The sequence below is a fragment of the Halalkalibacter nanhaiisediminis genome (assembly GCF_007830185.1).
Classification (GTDB): Bacteria; Bacillota; Bacilli; order Bacillales; family Bacillaceae_D; genus Halalkalibacter; species Halalkalibacter nanhaiisediminis.
On the sequence record NZ_VLKZ01000002.1, the window covers coordinates 205048 to 231095 of the forward strand.

A 26048-nucleotide genomic window follows, 5' to 3' on the forward strand; every position below is an offset into this window, starting at 1 on the left:
TTTTTGTATTGCTCATTCCCTATATTTGTTACCATTTACCAATAAATTTAGCATTTATTTTGCCAAGGGAATTTCTATCGTGACAACAGTTCCTTCCTCGATCTGTGATGTTATTCTTATATCTCCATCATGTGCATGGATAATTTCTTTCACAATAGACAAGCCGAGTCCTGTTCCCCCAATTTTTCTCAGGTCGGAATTGTCAACCCGATAAAACTTCGTAAATAGATGAGGAATTGCTTCTTTCGGAATTCCAATACCACGGTCCCTTATTGTTACCTGTAACATTTCAGCCTTAGAAGAGACCGTTATATGAATTCTACCGCCATCAGGAGAATATTTAATCGCATTGCTAAGCAAATTAGCCATTACCTGTGCAAGCTTTTCCCTGTCAGCTTCCACTTTCGTCTGTCCCGTCATTACTTCAAGAAGTATTGGATGCGTATTGGCGTTGTGTTGGAAAATATCACTTGCTTCCTGAATAATCTCTACTACATCTTCCGTTGTTTTGTGGTAAATTTGTTTCCCAGCTTCCATTTTCTGTACATCAAGAAAGTCATTAATTAAAGCTGTCAGACGCTTTGCTTCCTGATAGATTGTTTTCAGGTAGGTTTTTTTACGTTCTTCGGATAACTCTTTGTAGATCATTCTTTCTGTAAAGCCTAGAACACTAGCTAATGGCGTACGTAATTCATGGCTTACGGTACTAACAAATTCCGATTTCATCCTATCCACTTCATAATCTTGTGTCATATCTCGGAATACCAAGATGTATCCGTAGGAAAGGTCTTGTCGTGATACTTTTTCCTTATACATTTTAAAGACACATCTTTCATGCCTTTGATACAACTCAAATATTAAGGCATCATCAGCAAACTCTTTCTCACTAAAAGTAGTGAATAAATCTGATCGCAGTTTTTCTTTGTCGACTGCCATTTCAACCAGGACTGTTGTCCATTCTTCAAACGATAATTGCAACAGCCGATTAGGCGTTGGGAAGTTCATTAAGGAACTCATTTTGGTGTTGGCCTGAAGTACACTACCTCTTTCATCCACTAATAGGACACCCTCCTGTATGGTGTTTAGAATGTCCTGGTAAAAAAGGCGATTCTCTTCCGAATCCTCATACAAATCAACTTTTTCCAAAGCCATACTGACCTGCATGGCCAATGCTTCCCCTGTTTCAATTTCTCTTTCAGTAAAAGGTGCATCATATCTTGTGAACTGTATGTAAGCCGCTATTATACCATTAGATGTAAGGACGGGTATAAATAAATCAAAGGCTGCCATATCTTCCGAATGGTAGGTTGCCTCCATGCGACTGCATTTTCTATCCACCTTAAATGCTTTTTGTACATCCAATAATTGTTGGAGGAATACATTATTCTCTTCTAATCTTAATTGTTCTACCGAATTCTTTGGTAGACCAATAGAAGCAGCTGTTTTTTTTTCATTAAGCATCATCATGATGCCCACTTTTGCCCCTAATACTTTCCCCATATTACGGACAACATTTTCTAACAGACGCTCTCTGCTTAACGTCTCTGCCATATCATGAATAAACTTATTCCTTACCTCAAGTTGCTCATTACTTTCTTCAATTATTGAGATATTTTCTTCTAATTGTACTTGTTGTGCTTGAAGTTCGTCTTGTTGTGCTTGAAGTTCATCCTGCTGTGCAAGTAGTTCTTCATTTTGCGCTATCAACTCTTCTTCTTTGTATTGTAACGTATTAACCATCGTATGGAGCGCGTTGGTTAATACACCTATCTCATCCGAGCTTTTCTGATAAGAAGGCAGTACTGTTATTTTCCCATTAGTAATATCATCTGCAGCCTCTGAAAGTTCTCGCAACGGTCTTCCCACCTGTTTTATAAGCACCCAAGTTATGATGAACAGTAGGGAAATCACAAACAGAAAATACAAGGAAAATAAAAGCTGATTGACTTGTATTTTATCTGACATGAGGTCCACATTGTTTTCTATTTCCTGGTCTACTTCATACCGGTAATCTTTCATATAATCCATAAAATCAAAGATTCTATTGGACGCTCCCTGGTTAAACACATAGTCCTGAAGCTCATTCATGTTTCCCTGTTCATATAAAACCTCAATTTTCGGAAGATATATATCAAAAAAGAATTGATGAAAATCCGTTACTTCACTTACAAACTGTTCGTCATTCTTGTTTTGCTCCATCTTCGCAAGGCTATCAATATCATTTTCGATTTCATCTTTATACCCTTCCGCTTTTTCTAACATCTTGCGGTTAGAAAATGCCACATACCCACGATAATTCAGAAACGAACTATTAATATTATCATCAATATCTTGTATTAGCTTCTCCTTATCTTCCAGCGCTCCATTCCTTTTCTTGAACTCTTCAGATAGGGAATACTCATACACCAACAGTGTTATAATCCCAGTGACCAAAACCAGAAAAAATATACCATTTATCGTTAAAAATTTTGCAGATATACTATTTTTCCACTTCATTTAGCATTGCCTCTACTTTTCCTGCCAGCTCCATCGGACTGAACGGCTTGGACATAAATCCTGAAGCTCCCGAGGCAACGACCTCCTCACGAACGGATTGTTGACTTTTAGCTGTAAGAATAAGGACTGGTGGAACAGGTTTCAGCCCCATCGTTTTCATTTTTGTTAACACTTCTAATCCTGTGTATACAGGCATCATATAATCGAGGATGACCAGATCATAAGTATTCCCCGCCATCAAAATATCCATCGCTTCTTTTCCGCTACTTGCCTCAACTATCTGGTGTCCTTCATCTTCCAGTGTATCTGTTATGAGCATGCGAAGAACACTCTCGTCCTCAGCAAGTAATATATTTGCCATATTTGACCCCTCCATTTATCATTTGTTTCCAGATTATTGGGATACTCCTTTTCGTTGCATTTCTCCCCAACCTCTCTTCTTCCTTAATACATCCAAGATGCCTTGACATCTCCAGATTATGGTTAAAGGTCTGTACCAGAAGGTTTCTGTAAGAGAATAGAAGAATAAAACAACAATATGCCTTGCTTTAGGGTATCGTTTGAGACTCCACTCTTCCATCAAAACAGCCAACATGGAATAGATAGAACCATAGATGACAAAAAGCAAGAATAGGAGCAACGCTATTTCTTCATTCATACCACCAAGAAAAAAAGAGAGGATTATATATAAATATCCTGTTAATTCCACAACTGGACCCAAAAACTCTATAAAGATAAAATATGGCATGGATACCATACCAATGGATCCATATTTAGGATTGAACGCCATTGAGCGGTGCATCCACAAACTTTCAAATAGCCCCCTGTGCCATCGATTCCGCTGTCTTTTTAAAAAGGTCATTTCTTCCGGAGCTTCTGTCCAGCATACTGGATCTGCAACATATACAATTTTCTTGTTGGACTTCTTTTCCTTTATATACCGGTGCAGCCTTACGACCAATTCCATATCCTCTCCTACGGTATGAGAATAGCCCCCTGCATCCATTACCCACTTTTTAGAGAAAACCCCAAAGGCACCTGATACAATCAATAAAAGATTGTGTCTGCTTAACCCGATTCTCCCCACTAAAAATGCGCGCAAATATTCAATAACCTGCATGATGACTAGTGGATTTGAGGAAAGGCCCACCTTCATGATGGATCCGTTTTCGATAGCAGAACCGTTTGCGATTCTTACACTTCCACCTGTGGCAATAACGTCTCCATCAGAATCTATGATAGGCTTCATTACTTTTAAGAAAGCGTCCCTCTCCAGAATAGAATCGCCGTCCACTGAACAGAAATAGGGATAGGTGCATAAGTTAATTCCAACGTTTAGTGCATCCGACTTCCCACCATTCTCCTTATCTATCACAAATAAATAATCATAAATAGAAGACTGGTAGATACCTTTTACTTCTTTTGTCTTCAACTTTTGTTTTACTATTTTCTTTATTTTTTTCAATTGAAATTCCTCGATGAGCTTTTCCATCGTATCATCTTTTGAACCGTCATTAATTACAATGATTTCATACTGCGGATATTCTATGCTAAGTAGAGAACGAACAGATGGAACAATCCCAAGTGATTCATTGTAGGCCGGCACCAATATAGATAACGGTTTAGAATAACTTACATCCAATAGGTCCTCATATGGCTCTGTATTGTCCAGCTGATAGTTCTTCCTAACTTGGAACAGAGAAACCAGCAACATAAAAAGATAAAAAAGAATGACAAATCCCATATAAGCTATAACAAACCAACCAATTCCCTGTAATAGCAAATAAACAAAATTACCGTCCACGAATTTGCCCTCCTCTCTGCAACCATTCTTCCGCCATGTCTCTTGCAAAGCGGTCTGCTGAAGTTTCAAGGACCTGATGGAGATGGTTTGCCCCTCCTTCAATGGATAAGATGTATTTGGCAGCGTTATTTCTGACATCATAATTTGTGTCACTAAGAAACTCTGTCAAAATAAGAAGGCTCTCCTTACGGTTGGTTCTGCCAAGTAATTTACTAAGCATTAATCGCTCTTCCCATGAGCTCTCTTTGAGATCTACATGCCCAATCCATTCTAGGACCTTTGAATACCCTAATTCATTCAGTGCTTTTAGAATTCTTATTTTCTTTTCTCCTGAAGAAATCCGAAGTATGTCCTCAAGAAAGGGCATAAACTCCCTTTTCCCCTCAATCCCTATCATATCTAGCACTGGAAGCTGAATGTATTCAGGGAAGGCATCAAAATTTGTAACCATCTCCTGAAACTGTCTCTCTGTCATTACTCCCAATAAAGACCTATACATAAATTCCGATAGACGCCAATTTGATTCTTTTACTAATTCCTCCCAGTGATTTGTTTGAAACCGCACTAGGATTTTTAATAATTGTCTTCTTTCTTCCTGAGACAGAGTTCTCTTCTCATAAGTATTAAGAAGATAAGGCACCATGCTTTTTAGTTGGAAATCCTCAATTGCATACAAACTATTCATCCTAATGCTCCAACGACGATGAAGAACGTTCCGCTTATATTTCTCCATAAAATGAGTGTTTGCAAAAAGCGTAATTCGCTCCTGCACTTCATCCCCTTGGACGACATCTGCAAAATCGCTAAACAGTTCTTCCATTGCTTTCCACTGTTTCCCGCTCCATTCCTGTTCAAGAATGTCCTGGTTTTGCCTGTATAAGTATTCAAAAACTTTAGCCCTTAATTCTTCTTTATGTTGGTCAATTTTTTGACGTAGGCTGTTCTGTATCATTTTGGTGACAAGCATATAGATAAATAAAATCGATAGCAAAATAAAAAAAGAAAGAATGATAACCAGTACAATAGAAACAAGACTACTAATCAATGTCACATCCCCCGCTTTATCAGGTGCTGAAGTCTTGCTTCCACTTCAAGAAGCTTAAAAGGTTTTGTTACATAGTCATCCGCTCCAAGCTGTAACGCTTTTTGTATGTCCCTTTCGCTTTTCCTAGAAGTTAACATCATCACTCTAAACTGGTCATGACGTCTTTCCGAACGAAGTCTTTGTAACACTTCCAGTCCGTCCATTTTCGGCATCATTCCATCAAGAATGACCACATAGCGATCCTGACTCAGTAGCCACTCCGATTGCAAAAAGCTTTTTCCATCCGGGAATGTTTCTATTTCAATGATTCTATTCGCAGGAAGGGACAGCTTTCCTATCACTTCAGAAAGCATCATTCTTACAATCTCATCATCATCGACAATAGCTACCTTAACTTTCTGTGTAACAACCTCCTGGCCTCCCTCATATACCTCCACTCTTGCCTTTCCTTTCTTTTTCGCTCCATAAAGGGCCTTGTCTGCACGCTCCATTACTCTTTCCAATGCCAAGCCACCCTCTGTTACTTGTACAACTCCTCCTGAAAAGGAACAAGTAAAAGATACTTGATCTGCTTGAAAATTCAATTTCATAAAACCATTCAGTAGCCGTTCAACCAGCTTTTTTGCTTGTTCTATAGCGATATTTGGCAGCAACATAGCAAACTCATCGCCTCCATATCTGGCAAATACATCACCTGAGCGCATATTTTGTTTCATGTACGATGCTAGCTGCTTCAACACCTCATCACCAACCACATGCCCGTAAGTATCATTTACTTGTTTAAAATAATCGAGATCAATGACTCCTACACTAAACGGCTCTTTGACTCCTGTAAGAATTGACTGCTGTTTCGCAAAAAACGACTGGAAGTACTTCCGGTTATACGCCTTTGTGAGCTCATCCATCAACAACAAATCGTCATATTGCTTTTTTCTCCCCACTTGCCTCGAGACCCTTACTTCAAACTCCTCCAGATCCAAAGGTTTGGACATAAAATCATCGGCTCCCGCACGGTAAGCGTCTAATCTGCTTTCCCTACTTGGATTGTCACCAATTACCATAACTGGTGTCAACATTTGCTGACCGCTTGCTTGGAGTCTCCCTAATAACGGAAGCCCTTTTTCATCTTTTAGCCCTGCGTCCATTATCAAACAATCCGGTTTCACGTCATAGAAGGTATCGATGGTCTTTTCAACGTCTGTACTGACCAATACATGGAAAGCCTTCCTCTCCAGGTACTCTTTAAATTCTACAAGTAGAGCTGGATCACGATCTGCGATGACGATCCTTGGTTGATCTTTTGTTTGTTCTGTATGTGCGCCTACCTTTTTGCAATACACGATAACTTCCTGCAAAAAGGATTGGCATTCTCCCAACTGCCACGTACTCTTTTCAACCACGTTTATCTTTTCATATAGCGCTTCTGTTAAATCTCCCAACTCATCCAGCCCGACTGTCCTAGCTGTTCCTTTTATAGAGTGAACAAACCGATATACTTCTTCATGGGGAATATCGCTAGCTTGAACTTCCCACTGATCTATTTGATTTAAAATGGTAGCAATTAATTTCGTTTTATATTTATCCAACACAGCACAACCTTCCGATGAGACGCTCAAGATGAATAGCCTCTAAACTACATACTTTATATTAATTATAAAGAGGAATGATTATGATGTCATGGATAAATTTTTAGAATCACCGATTTGTATCAATTCAAGGAAGCAACTAAAAAAAGACACCACTCGTTTATATAAGTGGCGCCTTTTTATGAAATATCAAAGCCTTTATTTACGTATGAACCTAACAACACTCTCAACATGACTGATGAGCGGGAACATATCGACCTTTTTTACAAATTTAAAGTCTTGCAAAAAACACTTGTTTATTATCCTTTTACTAGAGTTTTTAGCTTGCTTTCTAGTTGTTTATGGTTTTCCTCAACATTTAGAACTTTTGCAGACCAGTCCCAACTATGGATATTTATGCTCACTTAACCGTTGATATGGAAGAAAAAGCTTCCCACCAGTTCAGTGAACTTATGAAAAACTTGTTCTAAACTATTTAATAAAATGTGGTCAAAATGTGGTCATGCACCATATTTGTTATAAAGAAAGCTATTCTCAGATATTAAAAATGGTTACTCGCATACAAGAACTTCCCTCGAAAACGTTCCTTTTTTCGCAACGCATCGATCAACGATCTCAAAGCCAGCCTCTTGAATCGCTGAATCCATAGGCTCTATCGTAACGACAACGAGTTTTTTGGAAAAGCGACGAGCGCTTTGAATCATTTCTAGCTTTTCTTGCACTGTTATGACAGAACAAAGATTATAAGGCATGTCGACAATCGCTACATCATACTTACCAGTTACGTTTCGTATATCTCTTAAAGCGACTTCTGTTTGAAAGCCAAAGTGAGCTATATTTTCTCTCGCCCCCAGGAGCACAAGTGGGTTTAAATCGCTACCAACAATGTCTATGCCCATCGACAGTGCCTCAATCAGAACTGTCCCAATCCCGCAGCAAGGATCAATCGCTTTTATCCCTAATGGATTTGGAATAGCAATATTTACCACAGCTCTTGCTACACGAGTGCTCAGTGCCGTTGAGTATTGTTGCGGCTTGCTTTGGTGCCTTAACCAAATGGCTTCACTCTTGAAATATTGACCCAATATCCAACCATTTTTGCCTTTCATGATGGCAAACAACAATTCAGGATTAACGAGATCGACCTTTCCCTTGATCAGTAATCCAATTTTACGCTCAATCGAACGTCTCTCTTCAAAACCTACTTTTTCACTTACATCCAATTCATCATTTTTCATAAAAATCACTCTAAACGTAGATCCTACAATATGTAACTTCTTAACTTGTCTCGCAATATCCTCTACTGTATTTTCTTTATACAACACATCAATTCGTTCTTTAATAAACGGGCTTCGACTTGGATCGATTCGTAATGAACTTTCCAATATACTAGATTCCGTATCAAATCCAAATAATGAGCGCATTTCTAATCGACATAAAGAAAGTTCATCCTCATGACAGGAATAGGTGTATAAATAATTTATTGGTTTCACATTAAATTCATCCAAGTTATCTTTCATCCTTTACTAAGCTATTTATTCTCATTTGATCATTATATATGAAAAATCATTCTTTTACCGTGTATGCTTTCATAAAAATAGGCGCACCCCGATTAGAGGAATGCGCTTATAAAGAAATGAACTTGGATTACTCGAATAGTAGCTTAGTAGGACTAGCGAAAGCTTTCTCAATTCCTAATGCTATTTCTAGATCAATTGCATGTTCTTGTTCAGTAGCCACAACTTCTCTGGTTTTTTTGAGAAGAGTCATACAAACCGAGTGCTTCAAGTTGGTGGATACGTTGCAAATAGCGATGAATGGCGTCGTATTCAACTTGTAAATCTTGTCGTACATCTCATCATTATCCATAGAAATAGATACAAGAGCAACTTGTGTAGTAGAAATCCCATTTAAATATTTAATAAGTTTGCTTAGAACGATTCCTGTTGAAATGACAGATTTTTTTGAAGAAAACAAAAAAACTTAAAAGACTAAATGTCAATCAAGAAACTTACTTTCATCTGTCTAACTACATAATTAGTTTTCAAGGTCATCATATGCATAACCAATTAAAAAATTCATCATACTCATTTCGTTTTCAGCTTTTAAAGCTCTCTGCTAAAATTAGTTTGCAAAAAGTAAAAGCCAGCATTTAACTGGCTCCTACTCATTTCTTCACTCTATCTCGTTGTTATTCCTTTTACATAATTTGCTTCACGTTTTTCTAAGAAGGCTGAAATTCCTTCTTTGCCCTCTTCACTACTTGCTCTTTGTGCAATGTATTCAGTCTCCATAGCCATTTGAGATTCAAGGCTCTCTCGGTCAGAATGATAAAATAATTTTTTCGTTGCTCCAAAAGCATTCATTGGTCCGCTCGCTAACTTTTCTGCCAAATCCTTCACCACAGGCATTAATTCATCTTCAGATACAACCTGATTAACGATTCCCCATTCATTTGCTTCTTCTGCGTTTAATAATCGATTCGTATACATTAACTCAAATGCTCGTTTCACCCCTACAATACGTGGCAGAAAATAACTTCCTGATCCATCTGGCGTTAAACCAATCTTATTGTAAGCCATTACAAATTTTGAATTAGGTGTAGCATATGTAAGGTCACATGCACATGCAAGGCTCATGCCTGCACCTGCCGCTACTCCATTGACCGCACCAATAAAAGGTTTATTCATTCTAGCAAAAAGAGAAATTGCTTGATGTAAATAACCTGTTACACTTTTTAAAAGCGAGCTAATATCTTCCCCTTCATTTGCAAAACTCTTTAAATCTCCGCCAACTGAAAACTTATTATCTGCTCCAGTAATAACGACTGCACGTACTTTCTCACTTTCCGAACAAAAGATTGCAACATCTAATAACTCTTTTGCCATATCTAAATCTAGTGCATTTCCTACCTCTGGACGGTTTAATGTAATGAATCCTACATAATTTTCAATTGATAAAAGTACACGGTTATTTTCCAACGTTATCTTCCCCCTTGTATCTAAAAGAATTTATAACATTTCTACCTCATTTGTATTCTCTAGCCATAAACCACTATCCTGCCTTAATTGTTCATAAAATGACGAAAAAGTAAAAATAGTCGAATAATGAAGAAAAAATCCATGCGATTCCACAAAGAAAATAATTAAAATTCCTATCATACAGAATATATAAAATGAGGTGAACATTATGCTAGCACATGCTTTTGAAGCATTAACTGAAGTATTGCATAGTTTATTTGATGAAGAGCCGAAACCCGTCTTACATGTAGGGGAAGTCATCATTTGTTGGACTTATTTAGCTTTATTAGAAGAAGCCGTCTCTTTAGAACAACTCGGCCTTCATACAACTGTAAATCCAGCGTTGAAAGAAATTGTTCACAAAACAATGGATGGTGCAAGCTCACAAGCAAGCAGACTAAAAGAATTCCTCCAAAATGAAGGTGTTTCCCTTCCACCAGTTTCAGAACCAAAGCCGATATCAGATCCAAGTTCAATCCCCTTAGGAGCAAAAATGACAGATGCTGAAATTGCAAATGCTGTCAACCTAAAGCTAGCATCCGCGATCACAATGTGCGCAACGCGACTTCGAACGGTTGTTGAGGGATAAGTGTCAGCTATAAAGCATGATGTATTTCAAGCTATCTCTAACCTAGAAATATGAATAGCCAAGACCGCCTGTAAAAGATTTACCTGCAAATAAATACTAATAATGTACCAGTTTCCAATCTAAAAAGGCACTGAGATTTTAATCTCAGATGCCTTTTTTAAAAATAACTGTTTACACATCACACTCAACTTCAACTCCAAAATGATCAGAAACAATAGCCTTATTCAATCCATTAAAGATAACATTCGATCTATCGACATTAACTAGAGAATTCGCAAAGATGTAATCAATTCTCAAATTCTGCTTATTCTCATCCCAACCAGCAATTTTTCCTTTTACAGTCGTACCTTCATCTTTTTCTTTTGCTAAATAGTAGGTATCATAAAGACCTTTAGCCATCAAATAGTCATAACCTTCATCTTTAATTTGAGCGCTATTATTGAAATCACCCATTAGAAAATACGTTTCGTCTCTTTGTACATATGAGTACAACGCATCTACTTGTTTTTTAAATGGTTCTTCTTTATCTTCCCACCAACCAAGATGACAAGAATAGAAGGAGAATAGCTTATTGTTGAAGCGGATCGTTGCACCGACAATTCTTCTTGTTTTCCAGTTATTTGTATCTTCAGATTGAGTAATGAAAAAACTGTGTTCTTTTTCGATCTTGTGCTTTGTTAAAATAGCAAGGCCTTCTTCATAGATTTCAAATCCGATATGAGAAAAGCCCCATACATAATCATAGTCTTCTACGCCGAGCTCTTTAAGTTCATTTAGTAATATGAGTAAGTAATTGTCTTTCTTAACTTCTCCTTCAACCTTTTCTCCATTTATAGACTGGCTAACTTCTTGGAGGGCGATCACATCATACGATTTTTCTTTGATGGTTTTCGCTAAAATTTTGATTTTATCTAGTTGATTCACTTCTTGCCATGAGTGACAATTTAATGTCAATAGTTTCATATATTACGCTCCTAAGTGGTCTTGAATATCAGATTTTAATACGTCTGCTTTCGGACCGTAAATGGCTTGTACCCCTTTATCTTTGAGAATTAAGCCTAATGCGCCGTTTTTCTTCCACTCTTGTTCAAGAGCGACAGCGGAAACATCTTTTATTGTTACACGTAGACGAGTCATACACGCATCAACTTCTTCAATGTTTTCTTTACCACCGAGTAATCCAATAATCGTCGTTGCTAAACTTCCATCGTTCTCGTTAGATGCAGCCTTTTTATCACCTTGTGCGCTTGTACCAGTATCTTCTTCAATATAGTTCCCAAATCGACCAGGAGTAGCAAATTTAAACTTTTTGATCATAAAATTAGCAACTGTGAAGTTTAAAACGAAAAATACTAAACAAGCAACGATAAAATTAACAATATCTATCCACAAACCTGCTCTAATAATCATCGGTGTTCTTGTTAAAAACTCAAGGAATCCAAATGAATGAACACGTATATGAACTAAATCAACAACCGCAAAAGCAAGCCCAGTCATAATGGCATAGACAATATAAAGAACAGGAGCTACAAACATGAACATAAATTCAATTGGTTCTGTTACCCCTGTTAAAAATACTGCTAGTCCAGCAGAGAAGAACATTGATTTGTACTTGGTACGCTTATCTTTATCAACATTACGGTACATCGCTAATGCAATACCAATTAATGCTGGACTTGAAAGGATCATTTGACCAACTTTAAAACGTGCAGGTGTCACTTCATTTAATAATTGATTGTAAGCCGTCATATCACCCGCTGCACGTAAATTATTCAAATCAGCAACCCACGCTAACCATAACGGGTCTTGTCCTGCAACAATTTGACCAGCACTTGTACCAGTTAAAATTGTATACGTTCCACCAAGTGCAGTATAATTCATTGGAACTGTTAACATATGATGCAAACCAAAAGGTAGTAATAATCGTTCTACCGCACCAAAAATAAATGGAGCAATGAATGGAGCTGTCTCTCTTGATGTAGCAATCCAACGACCGAAATCATTCAACGAACTTTGAATAAATGGCCAGACGATTGCTAAAATTACAGCGGTTACAATTGACCATACAATGACAACAAATGGGACAAAACGTTTCCCATTAAAGAAAGATAGGGATTGTGGTAGTTTACTATAATTGTAGTATTTATTAAATAAAGTAGCCCCAAGGAAACCTGAGATAATCCCAACAAATACCCCCATATTTAAAGCTGGGGCACCAAGTACTCCTGTAAAATAATCTTGAACAGCTAATTCACTGCCAAACAAGGATGTAACCGTTGCTTCAGGATCACCTAGCATATCATTATTGATACCAAATATGGCACCAGTGATACGATTAATTAAGATAAATGCAATTAACGCGGCAAAAGCTCCACCAGCACGTTCTTTTGCCCAAGATCCCCCAATTGCTACTGCGAATAATATATGGAGATTACTAATCAGTGCCCAACCAATTTGTTCGATGACTGAAGCGCTTGTTTGTACCAAAGCAAGATCGGCTTCCATCATTCCTATTAACTTACCAAGAGAGATCATAATCCCAGCAGCTGGCATAACAGCGACAACGACAATTAAGGCTTTACCGAATTTTTGCCAAAAATCAAAAGAAGTGATTTTCATATTCTTACCCCTTTAACTGTTTTAATGATATTTTAAGTGAGCAAACGTTTGCATGAAATGATAAAAAATTATGTTAATTTATATACTCTAGCTTCATAAGGCTCTAACAAGATAACATTATTATCGTCTTCAGCAGCAACTTGATAATTGTTTATACATAAATCCTTTGTCTTATTCTTCAAATCTTTTGGCATTTCAAAAAGAGCTTCTTCTTCAAATAGGTTCGTGATGATTAAAAACATCTCATTGCCCAATGTTCTTGTATAAGCATAAATCTTCTCATGATTTTTTAAAATGAGATCATAGCTTCCATAAACCAAAGCAGATTGTTCTTTTCTAAGTTTAATCAGTTTTTTATAATAATGATAAATCGAATCGGGATCTTTCATAGCTTGTTGAACATTAATTTCTATATAATTCGAATTAACTTTCAACCATGGTTTTCCTTGAGTAAAACCGGCATTTTTACCGTTTGTCCACTGCATAGGAGTGCGTGAATTATCTCGACCATTTTTCCAAATCATCTCCATGATTTCTTCGTGCGACTTTCCATCTTCAATTTCATTGTAATATAAATTTTTTATGGCGACATCATTATAATCATCAATCGAATTAAACTTTACATTCGTCATGCCAATTTCTTGACCTTGATAAATAAACGGGGTTCCCTGCATTAAGAAATACATTGTAGCAAGAGCTTTTGCAGATTTATCACGGTATGTCTCACTATTGCCCCATGTCGAAACGGAACGAGGTTGGTCATGATTTTCAAGAAATATTGCATTCCATCCCATACCATCTAATCCTTTTTGCCATCTCGTTAACGTTTCTTTCAAAGCTGCAAGATCTAATCCTCCATCTGCACTTTTTCCCCAAAGGTCTAAATGTTCAAATTGGAAAATCATATCAAAACAGCCTTCTTCAGCACCAACCCATTTATCTGCTTGCTCGACCTTTACGCCGTTAGCTTCACCTACTGTCATTACATCATACAGATCAAATGTTTCTCGTTTCAGTTCCTCAAGAAATAGATGAATGCCTTCTTGATTCATATGCCCATCAAATGAAGGAACATACTTCTTCTTCTTTGGATTAGGCAAGTCAGGAAAACCATCTACCTTTTTAATATGGGAAATCGCATCTACTCTAAAACCATCAATTCCCTTATCTAACCACCAGTTAACCATTTCGTATAAGTCTTTGCGAACGTTTTCATTTTCCCAATTTAAATCTGGTTGTCTACGAGAAAATACGTGCATAAAATATTCCTTTGTCACCGTGTCATATTCCCAAGCAGAACCCCCGAAGATGGATTCCCAGTTATTCGGTTCTTGACCATTTCTACCAGAGTGCCAAATATAATAATCCCTATATGGGTTGTCTTTTGATGAACGAGATTCAATAAACCAAGGATGCTCGTCAGACGTATGATTGATCACTAGATCCAAAATGAGTTTCATATTTCGACTATGTACTTCCTCAAGTAGTTGGTCAAAATCAGCCATCGTTCCAAAATCAGCCATAATCCCTTTATAATCACTAATATCGTAACCGTTATCATCATTTGGCGAAGTGAAAATTGGACAAATCCAAATAACATCTATACCTAGATCTTTTAAATAATCCAGTTTCGTAATGACTCCTTGGATATCACCAATCCCGTCACCATTTGAATCCATAAAGCTACGTGGATAGATTTGATAAGCTACTGCTTCCTTCCACCATCTTTTTTTCATAAATATCTTCCTCCCTATCTATTACTAAAATATCACAGTTTTTAAGTTTGTGCAATCGGTTGCATAAACTTTTAGTTTTTTAAAAAGTTTATAAATGACACGAGGAATACTTTTTTATCATCGATCAAAAAAGCCTTTATTACGTCATATAGGCACGTAATAAAGGCTTACTAGCATTTAACAAATATCTTGCTAACATTGTAATAAACTACTTAAAATTACTAATTTATCAGTTAAGCTTTAATCTGAGAAACTTTATTCACTTTTAGATGTAATGATTCATTCATAAAATGTTCAACCTCACTAAAGAAACTAGACTTTTCCTCATTGTATTCTCTAGTCATAGACAACCATCCTGCCTAATCAGTTTACAAAAATGGTGGACATGCAACTATAACCGAAAAAATCGAGTGAAAAAATCACTACGATTTCACACTCGATTTACAATATGAATGAAATTCTCAACTTTAAATGGATTAAATCACACACGTTCTTCTTGCTTATTACATGTTTGTCTTTTAATGAATCTGTGTGGGATGATTATCTTTCTTTCACCAGAAGTCGGATGATGAATCTTATTTATTAAGCAATCAGTTGCTTCAAATCCTAAATCATAAATATGAATATCTACTGTACTCATTGGTGGAGACGATAATTCAGAAATCATCACATTATTAAAGCTAACAATAGACATGTCATGCGGAACTTGAACACCCATATCCGCAAGCATTCTCAATACACCAAATGTCATAATATCATCAGAGACTACAAGAGCCGTCGGGCGGTTCACAAGCGACATGAGCTCAATAATCGCGTTTTGTCCACCCTCTTTTACTTCCTCATGATGCACAATAAATTCTTCACGTATTGGAATATTAACGTTGGTTAACGCTTGCTCGTACCCTTTCATATGGTCAATTGTCACCACATAATCTAAATGACCACCAATAAAACCGATTCGTTCATGTCCTAGTAATAGCAGATACTCTGTAACTGTTTTTGCAGCTTTAAAGTTATCATTATTAACAAAGGTAACTCGGTCTTCATCTATCTTATATGGTCTGCCGATTAGAACAAACGGAAAGCCCTCTTCAATTAAAAATGGCATGATTTTATCGTTGATTCGAGAATAAAGCAGTAAAATTCCATCTACACGACCTCCGTAGACCATATTCTTCACTTCTTGAAGAATTTCGTCTTCTGTTTGTCCTGTCGATAAATAAAGACCATATCCTTCTTGATAAGCCTTCATACTTATCCCACGAATAACCTCTGGAAAAAAAGGATTTTGAAAAGCGATTTTAGCAGAGTTCGGCATAATAATTCCAATTGTTTTCGTGCTCTTATTCGCAAGACTTCTTGCATTAAAATTAGGATGATAACCTAACTCATTCATCGCTTCCCTAACACGTTCTTTTGTTTTTTCGCTAATACGAGAGCTATTAGCGATCACACGAGATACCGTGGACGGTGCTACATTCGCCATCTTAGCAACATCTTTTATCGTGGCCGCCATCGGTATCCACCTCCTGTATGCTTCGTTATTTTTGAATGGTTATATGTTTTTTAGACACACGTTTGCATTATATATGAAGCAAGAATTATTCATTAATTATTAATTTACTATTATTTATAAAATTAGTCTAACTTTTATCCCGAGCTATGTCTCTTTTCTTTTTTAAAAAGATGTAAACAATTCTAATAAGCCAGTGTGTCCTGAAACACACTGGCTACTTATTAAAGAAAAATGTCTCGTTCAATTAACGATAATTAATAAATTGCACATCAATCGACAAATCCGCACCGCGAATCGCTGCAATGATCGCTTGTAAATCGTCTCGATTTTTACCAGTGACACGAACTTGATCATCTTGGATTTGACTTTTCACTTTTACACCACTATTTTTAATGATCGTATTGATTTTTTTCGCTGATTCTTTATCAATTCCTTGAATTAACTTGGCACGTTGACGAACGGTTCCACCTGAGGCACCTTCAATCTTTCCGTAATCAAGGCTTTTGATTGATACATCGCGTTTAATTAGTTTGCTGAGTAATACATCTTTTAATTGCTCTAGCTTGTATTCATCATCAGAGACTAACACGATTTCTTCTTTATCAAGAGTTAAGCTGCTCTTGCTGCCTTTAAAGTCATAACGAGTTTGGATTTCCTTTGTTGCCATTGTCACAGCGTTTGTAACTTCTGAAAAATCAACCTTTGAAACAATATCAAATGAACTTTCTTTTGCCATTATATACCTCCAACTTATCGTTTCTTTTATTATAGAAAAAGCCTTTTACTAATTCAAGAGATGACACCAACATTCACTTTAACAGACCAAAATCATAACATTGTCGTTTTCGCTGAAATGGATTTAAAAAAACTAAAACCTGAAAGCTCAAGAGTGATTTTATCTTTTAAGAGGATATTTCTATGTACATGAACAGAGATATTATCAATTTTAAACTCATTAAAGTTTTGTGGTTTGTTTGGTTTTTTTGGTGAAGTCATAAATTCCTCATACCCACCACAGCAGGCATTCATTGACACCGCTTCAACTGTTAAATGACTTCCCTTTGATTCAATCCACTTTTTAACGTTATCATTTAATTCAATATCCAATGCCATTTTCACTCCTTTCTTAACATAGATTAATGGGTTGAAATATTACTATCTGTGATATTAACTTGATCAGCTGGAGTTTGATCTTGCTCTTTTCTATCGTTTGTGATCAATAGATTAATACCGATAAATAGTACAATAGCAAGCCATAGCCACCATTTTTTCCAGATCGGTGTTTTCTTCATCTAGGTATCATTCCTTTTTTGATATGTATCTTCTATGGGTATCATTTTATCATAATTTATTGTCATTATTATGTATTATGCTTATTGTAAGCAGCATACGCAAATAAAAAAACAGAACCAATGACGCACTAAATGCGTATTGATTCTGTCTATTAATTACATAAGCACACTTTTTTCAATTTGCTTCATTTCAAAGAAGTAGCCCTTTTTCTCTATAAGTTCATCAAACGTGCCTGATTCAATAATCTCTCCATTTTCCATAACAATAATTTGATCCATCCTCTCTAAACCTGTTAAGCGATGACTAACGAGGATAACAGTATCATCTTTCGCTTGTTCGAAAAGATGTCCGAAGATAAATTGTTCTGTTAAGGCGTCCACTGATGATGTCGGCTCATCCATCAACCATACATGTGAGCCTTTTAGCATCGCACGCGCAATCGCTAAACGTTGCTTTTCCCCGCCTGAAAGATTTTCACCTTTTTCCAATACTTGATCATCTAGAGAAAATCTCTCAAGCTTCACTTTCATCAAAGCCTCTTTCATTTCTTCATCCGTTAGTTCATCTTTTGCTAAAAGCAGGTTTTCCCGAATCGTTCCATAGAAAAAGTGATTTTCCTGTAAGATGACATTTGTTTCTGTCCAAATGCTTTCTTTAGCAATATCGTCGGTGGACATTCTAGCTAAACGAATCTCGCCTTGATCAGCTAATTGAATCTTTAACAGAAGCTGTAACAATGTCGATTTGCTTGAACCACTAGGTCCGACTATCGCTGCTTTTGATCCAGCTGGTAAATTCAATGAAATCTCTTTTAATGTTAATCTACTCTCATTTGGAAAAGAAAACGTGACATCTTTCATTTCTATTGAAAAAGACTTTCCATCTGGTATGGTTAAAGATGGTTCTTCTTTAACCAATTCTCCTTCTTCACGAACAACAGAATAAAGACGTGTCGCCGCTCTTCTGCTATCTTCAAAATGTCCTGGTAAAATCGCCATTGGTGTGGCATTTTCAAATACAGTCAGTGAAATCATGACGAGCATCGCTAAAAATAATCCGTCTAGTTGATCACCAATTACTAAATAAGCTCCTAATGCAAGAACAAACCAAGAAACGATGAGTGAAACTGCTGTGTTCATTGAAAAATTAAACATCGCCTGAATACCTTCTCGCTCTTGTTCTTTTATATACGAATCAGAGGATTGCATTAACTGTTTTTCTTTTACTTCGATCTTTTGATAAATCTTCAAATCACGATAACCGTATAAAAACTCGGTCACTTCTGTTGATAATGCGCCTCTTCCTTCTCTTACTTTGCTCTCGATTTTTCTTTGGCTTAGTGCAAACCATGCAGGAATGATAAACCCTGTCAAAATAAGCCCGACAAGTAAGACGAGCGCAATATACATAGAAAAAAAGGAAGTAAAGGCGATCGTACTTAGAAAGACGATCACAAGGACAATCGGTGGATAATAGACTCTTAGGAAAAAATGTTGCAAGCTTTCTACATCCCCAACTATCCGCGCAAGTAAGTCTCCGCTACGATACTTTTGAAAAATATTCGGCGCTAATGGCTCGAGTTTTTCAAAAAAGGAAACACGTAAATTGCTTAAAATGGTGAATGTTGCTCTATGGGAAAAATAACGTTCCCCGTAACGACTTACAGCTCTTACGATACTAAAAGTCTTTAATAACGCAATCATCACTGTTAACGCATATAAAGGAGGCATCAGGGCCCCTTTTGAAATCAAGTAGCCGCTTGAAGCAAAGAGACCGACTGCCGCTATTCCCGTTAGAAAACCTAAAATGATGGAAATAAGAATATCCTTTTTTTCGACCATCATTAGCTTAATCACAGTAACTAGATCTTTCATGACGCATCGCCTCCTTGCTGAACAGTCACCATATTACGATATTCTGGAACCGATTCAATCAATTCCGCGTGAGTACCTTGTGCAACCATCTCCCCGTTTTCTAAGAACATAATCTTATCAGCTTTTTTGATTGTATGCAGACGGTGTGCAACAGTGATCACAGTTGAGGACTTGGATAACTCTTTCATTGATGCTTGCAAAATCTGTTCTGTATAAAGATCAAGTCCAGTTGTCGGTTCATCAAAAAGAATCACAGATGGTCGTTTTAGAAACGCTCTTGCTATTGCAATCCGCTGCTTTTCTCCTCCAGATAGACCTCTCCCTGCTTCCCCAATAACTGTGTCAAATCCGTTTTCTAATGATTGAATCATATCAATAATTCCAGCTTTTTTTGCCGCTTCTTCAATTTCTTCACGGCTAGCGTCTGCTTTTCCCCCAATTGCAATATTTTCTGCAATAGTTCCTGAAAAAAGATAAGGCTGTTGCGAGATATAACTCAATTGATTAAACCAATCGTTTTCTTTGTAATCAGACAATGGACGACCATCGACGATTAGTTCTCCTTCCGTTGGCGGAACTAGACCTGCAATAAGGTGCAACAGTGTCGTTTTTCCTGCCCCACTACGTCCAACAATCGCGATTTGCTTATATGGTCGAATATCCGCATGAATATTTTTCAAAGCAAAACCATCTTCTCTGTATCGAAATCCTGTATGACGTAATAAAATTGTTGGTGGAGTTGTTGTTGAAGCTAAACTTGCTTCTCCCCACTCAACCGCTTTTTCTGTTTCCTCTAATTCCTCTGTCACTTTTTTAGCTGCTGCCATACTACCTCGACCAGTATGAAATGCACTTCCTAATTCTTTCAAAGATAAATAGAATTCAGGTGCAAGAACAAGGACGAAGAAAGCCGCAAAAAATGTCACACTTTGGAAAACAACAAGACGTAGCCCTACTTCAAGAGCAATTAACCCAATACTCAGCATTGAAATAAACTCGAGCATTAATGAAGATAGAAAAGCTATCTTTAATACTTCCATCGTTGCTTCACGAAATCCGATACTACTGCTATGAATGGATTCTTTTTGCTGCTTAGCACGTCCGAATAATTTAAGTGTTGTAAGTCCCTGTAATGTATCGAGGAAACGCCCAGAAAAGGCTGTTAGCTTCTCAAGCTGCTCTTCTGATTTCTTTTTTGTTTTCTCCCCGAAAATGATCATAAATAACGGGATGAAGGGGGCAGTGACCAACATAATCAAGCCCGTATATACATGTTGTGTAAAAACAGCTATAAGAATCATTATTGGGACGATCGATGTTTGGATCATCTGAGGAATATATTTGCTAAAATAACTATCAATCTCATCGACAGCGTCCATCATCACACTTACTTTTTGACCTGATTGCCCTGTTAATGATGCTTGTACGGGATTACGTGAAAATTTCGTTAACAAGGCGATACGAAAATCCCTCTTGACCTTTGATGCCATTTTCACTCCTGCACGCCCATTTAAATACGTAAATAGAGCTCTTGCAAAAAGAACAAGCAATAACCCAATTAAATATGGAATAATCTCCGCCAACGTGTGCCCCTTTAAGAAGACACGATCGACAATCGTCACAAAGAAATAAGCTTGGCCGATAATGATCGCGCCAGTCATTATTCCTGAAAAATAAAGAAATCGTTTCGTAGCTTTATGTTCGTTTGCAATCTTTTTTAATTCTTTCATTTGTGATTAGCTCCCAACCTAAAATAGCGATAGTCGAAACCATAAGTTAGTGAAACACTTCACATAATTATAAACGATTTATCAAAAAAATACTCGTTTTGAGATTGACTGTTTTATGACATTTCTCTAATTAAATATCTTTTAAACCTTTCCCTTTTCTGATTCATATGATGACTGTGAAGAGTATCGAAAATAAAGTAAGAGATTTAAAGGAGAGAAATAAAATGGTAAAAATAACATTAAGCATTGCGAAACAATTAATTGAAGCGGCAGAATATAAAGCAAAGACTCTCGGTGTTTCTCAAGTTATTTCTATCGTTGATGAAGGAGGTAATTTAGTTGCTTTAACTAGAATGGACGGTGCCTGGCTTGCTAGCATTGATATTGCTCAAAATAAGGCTTGGACAGCTGTTTCATTGCAAATGCCGACATCAGCCTTAGCTAAAATAGCCCTGCCAACCGGAGAATTATTTGGTATTAATACAACAAATCAAGGACGTGTCGTTGTGTTGGGCGGTGGTATTCCTCTTAGACAAAATGGAAACGTTGTGGGAGCTGTAGGTGTTAGTGGCAGTACAATTATCAACGATGTAAAAGTCGCAAAAGCGGCTGTTCAAGCATTTGAACATTTATACGGATTCAACGTCCAACCATTTCCACATCAAGCTTATTACTATTAAAAATGGGTAGAGAAGACTCCCTTTTCATAGGAAAGTTGAGACTCCTCTACATTATTTACTCCTTTAAGCCACACCATTCAACTAACGTCAACGCAATAATTTCTGCTGCTTCTATCATCTTATCAATCTCGATATACTCATTTGGAAAGTGAGCCATTTTCGTTACTCCAGGACCAAATACAATCGATGGTGTTTCGCCGACAGTTGTGAGTAGCCCCCCGTCTGTTCCCCATGGCGAGGCTTCAATCACTGGATCATCCTTTAAAACAGTCCGATAGCTCTTTGTAAGGATCTTCATTAAATCATGCTCTACATCAATCGATCCTGGAAGCCATCGTGCCCCGTACCACTCAAGTATATGAGGATGATCTTGAAACCATGGATCAACATTCTTTAGATTTTTTAACCAATTTTCCATTTCGACTTTTGCCTCTTCGATGGTTTCATCAGGGGATATTCCCATTCTTCCTTCCATTGTGACTAAGTCTGCAACGGAGGATGGCCAGTCTCCTCCTGTTATTTTTCCAATGTTTATTGGGATCGGAATTGGAATATTTCGATAAAGAGGATCTATCATTCTTTCATTCCTTATTTCCTCAAGTTTTCTAATATGCTCAATGACTAAATAACTTTTTTCAATTGCACTAACACCTTCATAACGTGTGCCGCCATGTGCCGCTCTACCTTTGACATGAATTTTAAACCATTGTGATCCTTGCTGCTTAGGAAAAATCTTCAAATTTGTTGGCTCAGGAATAATCGCTGCATCAGCCTGGTATCCTCTGAGTATCGCTGCTAGTGTACCAGATCCCCCACTCTCTTCTTCTATCACACTTTGAAAAATCACATCTCCTTTAAGTCGGATTCCGATTTCTTGCAGCGCTTTTATCGCCATTAGTAAAGCGACATTTCCACCCTTCATATCTGTTACACCACGCCCATACATCTTTCCGTCGACTACTTTCCCACTAAAAGGATCATCTTGCCACTGCGTTCGATCTCCAGCTGGGACGACATCAATATGCCCATTCAAAATAATTGACCGTCCTCCACCAGCTCCACGTAAAACCCCCACAACATTCGAGCTCCCCTTAAAATCATGTCGAGACGAAGCAAAATATGGATGATTAATTAATTGCTCTCCTTCTGGCTGCCAACTATCCACAATAAGACCGATATCATGTAATGCTTTAATAACAATGTGTTGGGCTTGAGCTTCATTGCCTTGCGTACTAGCTACCTGAACCAATTGTTGTAATAGGGAGATACCATATTCACGGTTAGTAGAAAGCCATTGCTTAATCCGCTCTTGTAAACCTTCCATCGCCTCTTCCCTCCTCTACATTAGCATGCAATGTTCTTACTAATAAACAGTTTCCACGTTTTCAGATATTAAGAGTTTTGCTCCTGTTTTTTCGATCACCTCTTCAACAGTAAATGGAGCCATGACTTCTGTTAAAATTAACCCTCCCTCCGTTACTTCAATAATAGCCATATCTGTTATGATCATATTTACACACCTTTCTGCAGTAAGAGGAAGGGTACAGGTTGGTACAATTTTAGGTTCTCCGTTTTTGTTCAAATGGCTCAAAAGAACAATCACCCTTTTCGCTTTTCTTGCAAGCTCCATCGCCCCACCAATACCAGGTACTCTTTTACCTGGTATAATCCAGTTCGCTAAATCACCTTTTTCACTGACTTCTAGCCCTCCTAAAATGGTAATATCTAAGAGCCCTGCCCGAATGATGCTAAAAGCGGTTGTACTATCAAAATAAGATGCACCAGGTACAATCGTGACAGGATATCCAGCTGCATTACACAACATAGGGTTCTCTTTTCCTTTTTCAGGTGATGCCCCCATACCTAAAACTCCATTTTCTGAATGGAACATGACATTATGATCTCGAGAAAGATGATTAGAAACTAAAGAAGGAATACCAATGCCAAGATTGACGATCATTCCATCCTTTATTTCTTTGGCTGCTCTTCTTGCCATTCGGTTTCGCACATCTATTCCCAAGCCCATTTCCAGTCCACTCCTTCACTCTGAATCACCATATTAACAAAAACACCTGGTGTAACAATCGCATTAGGATCAAGCTGCCCGACTGGGACAATTTCCTCGACCTCTGCAATCGTAATTTTTCCTGCCATCGCTACTAACGGATTCGTGTTACGAGCACTTGTATCATAAATAAGATTTCCAAACGTATCCGCTTTTTTTGCATGTACAATCGAAACATCAGCCGTTAAAGCTGTTTCGATTACATATTCTTCACCCTTCACATATACTTTTTCTTTCCCTTCCTCAACCATCGAACCAATTCCGACATCAACTAAGATGCCCCCAAGACCAACTCCACCTGCACGAATACGTTCAGCTAATGTCCCTTGCGGTGAAAACTCGACATCCATTTTCCCTTCCACCATCAACTTTCCAGCGACAGGATTAGAGCCAATATGTGAAGTAATTAACTTCTTTACCCGACCTTGACTGACTACTTTACCAATCCCGATAGTAGGAAATGCTGTATCATTCGCTATTAACGTTAAATCTCTAATATCTTTTTTAATCATACCTTTTATAAGTGTCGGAGGATTTCCGATTCCACCAAATCCCCCACACATTAATACGCAGCCATTATGAATGTGCATCAGTGCCTCATCTAAAGTACCGACTTTATTCATCGTCCTTCTCACCTCGGTTCTGAGGAATTAATTGACCTTGCACGTCTTGTATCGTTTCTTCAAACAAGGTAACAAGATGATCGATTTCATCTCTCGTAATGACAAGCGGAGGTGCAATCATTACAGCATCTCCGTCACCCCCATTACTCCCTGCAGCTGCTGGGTAAACGAGAAGACCTTTTTCCATTGCCGTATCAATAACAAGTTTTGTTACTCCGACATTTTTAGTAAAAGGAACCTTTGTCGTTTTATCAGCGACAAATTCAACACCAATCATTAATCCTTTTCCACGAACGTCTCCAACCATTTGATATTTAAATTGAATCTGTTTAAGTTTTTGTAATAAATATTCGCCATGTTTCGCTGATTTTTTCACTAGCTGATGTTTTTCAATATAGTTAAGGACTTCCAAAGCTACTGCTGCAGATTGTGGATTTGCACTGTATGTGTGTCCACTCATAATCGATTTTGATCCTTGTAAAATGGGTTCCATTACGCTTTCACTTGCAAGCGTTGCGGCTATTGGTGTATAACCTGCACTCATTCCTTTCCCGAGCGCGATTATATCGGGTTTCACTCCCCAATGGTCGATCCCAAACATTTTCCCCGTTCGCCCAAGACCAGTCATCACTTCATCTGTAATAAATAAAATGTGATGATGATCACAGATCTCTTTTATTTTTTCATAATAGCTAGTTGGTGGAATGATCACAGCTCCTGCAGCACCAACAATCGGTTCTGCCATAAAAGCAGCGATATGTTCAGATCCAATTCGACGAATGACCGTATCTAGTTCATTTGCACACATTAATTGACAACTTGGGTATGTTTGCTGAAATGGACAACGATAACAATACGGCGCCGAGACACTTGGGTATTGTTCTAATAATGGGATGAACCGTTTTCGTCTTTCAACATGTCCAGATAGAGAAAGAGCTCCTAATGTGATACCGTGATAGCTGGACCAGCGTGAGAGGATTTTATTTTTTGTTGAGAACCCTTTTTCCTGCCAATGTTGAATGGCCGTTTTCATAGCTGTTTCGGTAGCCTCTGAACCACTATTCACAAAAAAAGAATAATAGTCTTGATTTGCATGAACGAGCTTATTTAGTTTGTCAGCAAGCTTTTCAGCAGGAGCAGAAGTAAATTGAGAGCGATAAACAAATGAAATATGCTGGGCTTGTTCTGTCATTGAGTTCATAATTTCAGGAACAGCGTGGCCAATGCTAGCCACAACTGCCCCTGACGATCCATCTAAATATTTCTTCCCTTTATTATCGAAAATATATATACCTTGCCCATGGCTAACAGTTGGATAATGATCATCCATATTCGGTTTGATTAATAATGATCGTTTCACCTTTAAAGCCTC

The 26048-nt window shown here is 37.6% G+C and carries 22 protein-coding genes; 2 read left to right on the forward strand and 20 right to left on the reverse strand.

The window, feature by feature from the left end; genetic code table 11:
* Positions 1-54: 54 nt before the first annotated feature.
* From IQ10_RS03640 to IQ10_RS03670, 7 genes are all read right to left on the reverse strand, one after another.
* Positions 55-2496, reverse strand: coding sequence for an ATP-binding protein (locus tag IQ10_RS03640; protein WP_144449125.1), 2442 nt, complete (start codon positions 2494-2496; stop codon positions 55-57).
* A complete protein-coding gene (locus IQ10_RS03645) occupies positions 2480-2857 on the reverse strand; it encodes a response regulator transcription factor (protein WP_144449126.1) in 378 nt (125 codons plus the stop codon). The genes IQ10_RS03640 and IQ10_RS03645 overlap by 17 nt, the downstream gene beginning before the upstream one ends.
* Before the next feature lie 33 nt (positions 2858-2890).
* Positions 2891-4240 carry a glycosyltransferase family 2 protein gene (locus IQ10_RS03650; protein WP_144449426.1) on the reverse strand — a complete coding sequence of 450 codons (1350 nt, stop codon included), beginning with the start codon at positions 4238-4240 and terminating at the stop codon, positions 2891-2893.
* Between the two features lie 49 nt (positions 4241-4289).
* On the reverse strand, positions 4290-5345 hold the full coding sequence (locus IQ10_RS03655; protein WP_144449127.1) for a HEAT repeat domain-containing protein: 1056 nt from the start codon (positions 5343-5345) through the stop codon (positions 4290-4292).
* Between the two features lie 2 nt (positions 5346-5347).
* The gene (locus tag IQ10_RS03660; RefSeq protein WP_144449128.1) at positions 5348-6931 is read right to left on the reverse strand and encodes a GGDEF domain-containing response regulator; all 1584 of its coding nucleotides are present in this window, start codon (positions 6929-6931) and stop codon (positions 5348-5350) included.
* 551 nt (positions 6932-7482) lie between these two features.
* Positions 7483-8439: a TRM11 family SAM-dependent methyltransferase gene (locus IQ10_RS03665; RefSeq protein ID WP_242009718.1), complete on the reverse strand. Its 957-nt coding sequence runs from the start codon at positions 8437-8439 to the stop codon at positions 7483-7485.
* A 672-nt stretch (positions 8440-9111) separates the two neighbouring features.
* The gene (locus IQ10_RS03670; RefSeq protein ID WP_144449130.1) at positions 9112-9912 is read right to left on the reverse strand and encodes an enoyl-CoA hydratase/isomerase family protein; all 801 of its coding nucleotides are present in this window, start codon (positions 9910-9912) and stop codon (positions 9112-9114) included.
* 208 nt (positions 9913-10120) lie between these two features.
* On the opposite strand from IQ10_RS03670, the gene IQ10_RS03675 reads away from it, so the two are divergent.
* Positions 10121-10540, forward strand: a complete 420-nt coding sequence (locus tag IQ10_RS03675) for a hypothetical protein (protein WP_144449131.1) — start codon at positions 10121-10123, stop codon at positions 10538-10540.
* A gap of 171 nt (positions 10541-10711) precedes the next feature.
* Here the strand turns inward: IQ10_RS03675 and IQ10_RS03680 are convergent, their stop codons facing one another.
* From IQ10_RS03680 to cydD, 9 genes are all read right to left on the reverse strand, one after another.
* Positions 10712-11503, reverse strand: a complete 792-nt coding sequence (locus IQ10_RS03680) for an endonuclease/exonuclease/phosphatase family protein (protein WP_144449132.1) — start codon at positions 11501-11503, stop codon at positions 10712-10714.
* 3 nt (positions 11504-11506) lie between these two features.
* The gene (locus tag IQ10_RS03685; RefSeq protein ID WP_144449133.1) at positions 11507-13159 is read right to left on the reverse strand and encodes a PTS transporter subunit IIBC; all 1653 of its coding nucleotides are present in this window, start codon (positions 13157-13159) and stop codon (positions 11507-11509) included.
* A gap of 68 nt (positions 13160-13227) precedes the next feature.
* A complete protein-coding gene (locus IQ10_RS03690; protein WP_144449134.1) occupies positions 13228-14895 on the reverse strand; it encodes a glycoside hydrolase family 13 protein in 1668 nt (555 codons plus the stop codon).
* A 481-nt stretch (positions 14896-15376) separates the two neighbouring features.
* Positions 15377-16411, reverse strand: a complete 1035-nt coding sequence (locus tag IQ10_RS03695) for a LacI family DNA-binding transcriptional regulator (protein WP_144449135.1) — start codon at positions 16409-16411, stop codon at positions 15377-15379.
* A gap of 244 nt (positions 16412-16655) precedes the next feature.
* Entirely contained in the window at positions 16656-17147 is a 492-nt protein-coding gene (locus IQ10_RS03700) for a YajQ family cyclic di-GMP-binding protein (RefSeq protein ID WP_144449136.1), read from the reverse strand.
* A gap of 92 nt (positions 17148-17239) precedes the next feature.
* The gene (locus IQ10_RS03705) at positions 17240-17524 is read right to left on the reverse strand and encodes a CC/Se motif family (seleno)protein (RefSeq protein ID WP_144449137.1); all 285 of its coding nucleotides are present in this window, start codon (positions 17522-17524) and stop codon (positions 17240-17242) included.
* 23 nt (positions 17525-17547) lie between these two features.
* A complete protein-coding gene (locus tag IQ10_RS17960) occupies positions 17548-17703 on the reverse strand; it encodes a hypothetical protein (protein ID WP_158639982.1) in 156 nt (51 codons plus the stop codon).
* A 156-nt stretch (positions 17704-17859) separates the two neighbouring features.
* Positions 17860-19578, reverse strand: coding sequence for a thiol reductant ABC exporter subunit CydC (cydC, locus tag IQ10_RS03710; RefSeq protein ID WP_144449138.1), 1719 nt, complete (start codon positions 19576-19578; stop codon positions 17860-17862).
* Complete coding sequence (gene cydD / locus IQ10_RS03715; RefSeq protein WP_144449139.1) at positions 19575-21308, reverse strand: thiol reductant ABC exporter subunit CydD; 1734 nt, start codon at positions 21306-21308, stop codon at positions 19575-19577. Before cydD ends, cydC begins: the two co-directional genes overlap by 4 nt.
* A 224-nt stretch (positions 21309-21532) precedes the next feature.
* Here cydD and IQ10_RS03720 point away from each other — a divergent pair, with 224 nt between their 5' ends.
* A complete protein-coding gene (locus IQ10_RS03720) occupies positions 21533-21988 on the forward strand; it encodes a GlcG/HbpS family heme-binding protein (protein WP_144449140.1) in 456 nt (151 codons plus the stop codon).
* A gap of 55 nt (positions 21989-22043) precedes the next feature.
* Here IQ10_RS03720 and IQ10_RS03725 read toward each other — a convergent pair whose 3' ends face one another.
* From IQ10_RS03725 to IQ10_RS03740, 4 genes are read right to left on the reverse strand one after another with little or no spacing between them, the layout of a single operon-like run.
* On the reverse strand, positions 22044-23312 hold the full coding sequence (locus tag IQ10_RS03725; protein WP_144449141.1) for a peptidase: 1269 nt from the start codon (positions 23310-23312) through the stop codon (positions 22044-22046).
* A gap of 39 nt (positions 23313-23351) precedes the next feature.
* Positions 23352-24014 carry a 3-oxoacid CoA-transferase subunit B gene (locus tag IQ10_RS03730; RefSeq protein ID WP_144449142.1) on the reverse strand — a complete coding sequence of 221 codons (663 nt, stop codon included), beginning with the start codon at positions 24012-24014 and terminating at the stop codon, positions 23352-23354.
* The gene (locus tag IQ10_RS03735; RefSeq protein WP_144449143.1) at positions 23999-24676 is read right to left on the reverse strand and encodes a CoA transferase subunit A; all 678 of its coding nucleotides are present in this window, start codon (positions 24674-24676) and stop codon (positions 23999-24001) included. The genes IQ10_RS03730 and IQ10_RS03735 overlap by 16 nt, the downstream gene beginning before the upstream one ends.
* Entirely contained in the window at positions 24669-26036 is a 1368-nt protein-coding gene (locus IQ10_RS03740; RefSeq protein ID WP_144449144.1) for an aspartate aminotransferase family protein, read from the reverse strand. The genes IQ10_RS03735 and IQ10_RS03740 overlap by 8 nt, the downstream gene beginning before the upstream one ends.
* Between the last annotated feature and the right edge of the window lie 12 nt (positions 26037-26048).

Coding starts and splice junctions, on each gene's coding strand:
- IQ10_RS03640 (WP_144449125.1), bottom strand. CDS start 2,496: ATGAAGTGGAAAAATAGTATATCTGCAAAATTTTTAACGATAAATGGT.
- IQ10_RS03645 (WP_144449126.1), bottom strand. CDS start 2,857: ATGGCAAATATATTACTTGCTGAGGACGAGAGTGTTCTTCGCATGCTC.
- IQ10_RS03650 (WP_144449426.1), bottom strand. CDS start 4,240: ATGGGATTTGTCATTCTTTTTTATCTTTTTATGTTGCTGGTTTCTCTG.
- IQ10_RS03675 (WP_144449131.1), top strand. CDS start 10,121: ATGCTAGCACATGCTTTTGAAGCATTAACTGAAGTATTGCATAGTTTA.
- IQ10_RS03680 (WP_144449132.1), bottom strand. CDS start 11,503: ATGAAACTATTGACATTAAATTGTCACTCATGGCAAGAAGTGAATCAA.
- IQ10_RS03685 (WP_144449133.1), bottom strand. CDS start 13,159: ATGAAAATCACTTCTTTTGATTTTTGGCAAAAATTCGGTAAAGCCTTA.
- IQ10_RS03690 (WP_144449134.1), bottom strand. CDS start 14,895: ATGAAAAAAAGATGGTGGAAGGAAGCAGTAGCTTATCAAATCTATCCA.
- IQ10_RS03695 (WP_144449135.1), bottom strand. CDS start 16,411: ATGGCGGCCACGATAAAAGATGTTGCTAAGATGGCGAATGTAGCACCG.
- IQ10_RS03700 (WP_144449136.1), bottom strand. CDS start 17,147: ATGGCAAAAGAAAGTTCATTTGATATTGTTTCAAAGGTTGATTTTTCA.
- IQ10_RS03705 (WP_144449137.1), bottom strand. CDS start 17,524: ATGGCATTGGATATTGAATTAAATGATAACGTTAAAAAGTGGATTGAA.
- IQ10_RS17960 (WP_158639982.1), bottom strand. CDS start 17,703: ATGAAGAAAACACCGATCTGGAAAAAATGGTGGCTATGGCTTGCTATT.
- cydC (WP_144449138.1), bottom strand. CDS start 19,578: ATGAAAGATCTAGTTACTGTGATTAAGCTAATGATGGTCGAAAAAAAG.
- cydD (WP_144449139.1), bottom strand. CDS start 21,308: ATGAAAGAATTAAAAAAGATTGCAAACGAACATAAAGCTACGAAACGA.
- IQ10_RS03720 (WP_144449140.1), top strand. CDS start 21,533: ATGGTAAAAATAACATTAAGCATTGCGAAACAATTAATTGAAGCGGCA.
- IQ10_RS03725 (WP_144449141.1), bottom strand. CDS start 23,312: ATGGAAGGTTTACAAGAGCGGATTAAGCAATGGCTTTCTACTAACCGT.
- IQ10_RS03730 (WP_144449142.1), bottom strand. CDS start 24,014: ATGGGCTTGGGAATAGATGTGCGAAACCGAATGGCAAGAAGAGCAGCC.
- IQ10_RS03735 (WP_144449143.1), bottom strand. CDS start 24,676: ATGAATAAAGTCGGTACTTTAGATGAGGCACTGATGCACATTCATAAT.